The organism is Pseudoalteromonas sp. SR45-4 (assembly GCF_014163535.1).
In the GTDB taxonomy this organism is placed as follows: Bacteria; Pseudomonadota; Gammaproteobacteria; order Enterobacterales; family Alteromonadaceae; genus Pseudoalteromonas; species Pseudoalteromonas nigrifaciens.
The window spans coordinates 1-3,339 of sequence record NZ_JACJDO010000080.1; the positions used below are offsets into that span (position 1 = coordinate 1).

General features: G+C 35.7%; 3 protein-coding genes and 1 pseudogene. All 4 read left to right on the forward strand.

Annotation, left to right across the window (positions count from 1 at the left end; translation table 11 throughout):
- The first annotated feature begins 175 nt into the window (after positions 1–175).
- The 4 genes and pseudogenes from H5058_RS17945 (at position 176) to H5058_RS17955 (ending at position 3,093) form a co-directional block, all read left to right on the forward strand.
- Positions 176–547, forward strand: coding sequence for an AHH domain-containing protein (locus tag H5058_RS17945; RefSeq protein WP_024605455.1), 372 nt, complete (start codon positions 176–178; stop codon positions 545–547).
- Positions 548–551: 4 nt separating this feature from the next.
- Positions 552–1,142 carry an imm11 family protein gene (locus H5058_RS17950; RefSeq protein WP_024605456.1) on the forward strand — a complete coding sequence of 197 codons (591 nt, stop codon included), beginning with the start codon at positions 552–554 and terminating at the stop codon, positions 1,140–1,142.
- Between the two features lie 21 nt (positions 1,143–1,163).
- Positions 1,164–1,341 (forward strand): annotated as a pseudogene (locus H5058_RS18585) (integrase); the annotation flags it as partial.
- A gap of 246 nt (positions 1,342–1,587) precedes the next feature.
- The gene (locus H5058_RS17955; protein WP_182679349.1) at positions 1,588–3,093 is read left to right on the forward strand and encodes a hypothetical protein; all 1,506 of its coding nucleotides are present in this window, start codon (positions 1,588–1,590) and stop codon (positions 3,091–3,093) included.
- Positions 3,094–3,339 lie beyond the last annotated feature (246 nt).

The window sequence follows — 3,339 nt, forward strand, 5'->3', positions numbered from 1 at the left end:
CAAAAATGCCTTGCCAGTGTTTTATTTTTTGCTGTTTATTCATAATTACCTCAGGTTAATATGCTGAGTAAATTATGCATAGGTAGCATTAATATTGGTATGTGGGTTTAATTGCGCGCTTACAATATTACAATTGCAACACATGAAAAGCCACTCCAAGAAGTTAGCTGAAAATATGGCTAAAGTTGGTAGAGGAAAGCTTCCTAAAAATACAGCCGCACATCATATTGTCTCTTGGAATGCCATGCGAGCAGCACGTTCTCGTATGCGGTTAGCGGCATTTGGTATTGACATTGATCATGAAGCTAATGGCGTATATTTACCATTACATAAAGCTCACGTTCCTCTGGAGTCAATGCCTGACGCTTATGCACACGCAACCATCCATACGAAAAAATATTATTTGAATGTAGAGTTTCTTCTTGACCAGTCAATCAACAAGGGATTAGGACACAGAGGGATAATTGAAGCATTACGTCAAATTTCAGATGGCCTTGAAGATGGTGAATTCCCAATCCATACAAAACTAAGTGGAACTCAGGTTTAATAATATGAAAAGTTTTAATAAAGTATATGGTTTTAATATAAACCCTGATTTATACCTTTACCTCAATGAAACAGGTTTCGAGCAAACGATGCAATTAACAGAAGGCCAAATTTTACTTTTTGATGGCCATTCAATGACAGATAACTGGCGCACTCTTGGAGTTAACTGGCTCATTGATGAGCATGATGTAAACGCTGGGCTTCAAATACCAGATATTGCAGGACTAGGAGCTACTTCTTATGTTTTATCAAAAGAAGTTAAAGCAATAATGGAACCTAATTTAGGACACAATGTTGAATATCTTAAATGTGATTTGCAAGGTGAAACTTGGTATGCGCTAAACCTAGTTGGTTTTGAAGATGCTCTAAACCACGACCTTACTGAGCACAATTATAATAAACGTGGTGAAATAAAAATGATAAAGCCGTTCAAGCGCTTAGTAATAGATAAGTCAAAAGTAGAAAATACAGCTTTATTTCGCACAAAAGAAACGGGATTGAGTTACATAACTACAGATGCAGAAAATAGTTTTTACTCTTTAATAAAAGAGAATAACCTTACTGGAATCGATTTTCATGAAATAGAAGCTATCTAGCTTTACAAGAAGCTCAAACATGTAGATAAGACCCAATATGGTACTCATTCAATGAGACGTACCAAAACATCACTAATTTATAAAAAACTAAAAAGCCTTTCAGCTTCTACTTGGCCATAGAAAACTAGAAAGAACTGTCAGGTACTTAGTAATAGAAGTTGATGATGCGTTAGACCTCTCAGAACAGATCGAAGCTTAATTTGAATCTAAGTTAAGATCTGGCATGTGCCAATCTTTGACTGTCAGATTTAATTGAGCCCTGTTAATCGAATCTGAAAGATGAAACTAAGACTTATGCATTTTAGTGTGCATTTTAGTAGATTTTTACATTTTTGTATTTATTTCTAGACAAAAAAGTATGTTTAGTACCTAAAATAGGTTTGCATATTAATCATGTGAGAATATGGTGGTTTAGGAAATAAAATTAACTATAAGGACATATCATATGAAAAAAATATTTCTCCCTTTGATTTTACTATTTGGAGCTAGCTTTCAGACTCAAGCTCTAGATGTAGAGCCTATGAATAATAAATACTCTCAAACTAAGAATATGGAATCGTTTGAGTTAAACATCTTACAAAGAAGCACGCTGGAAGATATTATACAGAATGCTAATTCAGATAAACGAATTGATGCTGAAAGTGAAGATGGACTTAAAGACACATTCGGAGATTTAAGTCGAAAAGTTTCTTATTCGGGTGTTGAAATGCTAAACATGAATTTGAAATTTGAGGGAATAGCTTCACCTAACATCTCTTTAAAGCCAACTAATCTAACGTATGGCAGAGATTTAAAGTTAAGAAGTGTTGAGTTCAAATCACAAAACAAAAAAATAAAAGCTAGGCTGTATTCATTCGAGGAGAGTAATGAAAGTGCTGAGCCATCTGAGCTTTATTATGAGTTAATTGTTAGCACTAATGAAAGTGAAAAATTCATAAGGTTTTCAGCGGATTGGGAAGTTATTAGTGCTACAGAGACAAAGCGACTGCAAAAGCCCTCCCAATCGGGTGATCACACAATAGAAGTAAGTGATGGGTTAATTAAAGACAACTTAGTTGCTGCTCCTGTTAATTCTTATGCATCAAAGTCTATTAATGGCTGGGCTGTAAAAATGCCGTTAGATCCAAAAACATCTCTAGAAAACACAATAGGTCCTGGCGTCTTGTGGTTAATACATCCAAACATAGCTAAAAGAATGAAAGAATATAAATTCAGACAGTATATGCCTGTCCCTGTTTTGAGAGGCATAACTGATATTATAGATGGAGAAGGTAATATCAGTGGAATGAGGTACTATACAGCTCATGAAAATACTAAATTCGGTACTGAGCGGTACGCGTATAGTTTACCGCCGGAGGATGTTTGTCCACAAGGTAGATGCAGTAGGAATTTTTCTCAGTTATTGTCTAAAATGGCCAATAGTCAAAAGCTAAGAGAGATGCGTAAGGCATGGAAAGCAGACGTAGTGCTATTTATTCACCCTTTCTTTGATTCAGTAAGTGGGGTCGCCGGAAAAGCCTATAAGCCAGTTAGGTCGGGTGATAGAAATAATAAACACTTGGCTTTTGCTGTAGCCAGCTGGGGTTTTAACACTTATGCGAACGAATACTACGCTATGCATGAGTTATTTCATTTGATTGGTTTAGGTCATTCAGCGCATAGCTCAGGACAGCCAGGCGTATCTCCGGCAAGGGCTTTTATTGGTAAGTACACAGACAGTGACAAAGATAAAACCACTTATGGCGTAAGAAGTTTTATGGCGTATGAAGATGTATGCAAAAGGGTAGCAAAAGCAGATATTTGTGAGAGGCATGATCATTTTTCTTCAACTAGTAGATATATTGAGTTAAGTAACGGAAAAAAGCTAAAGCTTGGATCAAGTTATGATGACAATAGCTTTACAGCTATCAAGTTTATAAGGGAAGTGGGAAATTATAGCAAAAAGTTGTAGATATAACCCTTGTGCTCTCTGTATTTTTTAAATTGATAGCCAAGAATAGTGGTAACTTTTATTTATGGCTATCAATATAACCGTAAGCGCGTAATTAGCCCCACATACCAATGTTAATGGCACCTATGCATAATTTACTCAGCATATTAACCTGAGGTAATTATGAATAAACAGCAAAAAATAAAACACTGGCAAGGCATTTTTGAGCAGCAAAAATCGAGTGGTTTAGCCATCATTCAATTTTGT

Bases quoted from the DNA above. Each gene is read 5' to 3' on its own strand.
- H5058_RS17945 (WP_024605455.1), top strand. From the start codon at position 176: ATGGCTAAAGTTGGTAGAGGAAAGCTTCCTAAAAATACAGCCGCACAT.
- H5058_RS17950 (WP_024605456.1), top strand. From the start codon at position 552: ATGAAAAGTTTTAATAAAGTATATGGTTTTAATATAAACCCTGATTTA.
- H5058_RS17955 (WP_182679349.1), top strand. From the start codon at position 1,588: ATGAAAAAAATATTTCTCCCTTTGATTTTACTATTTGGAGCTAGCTTT.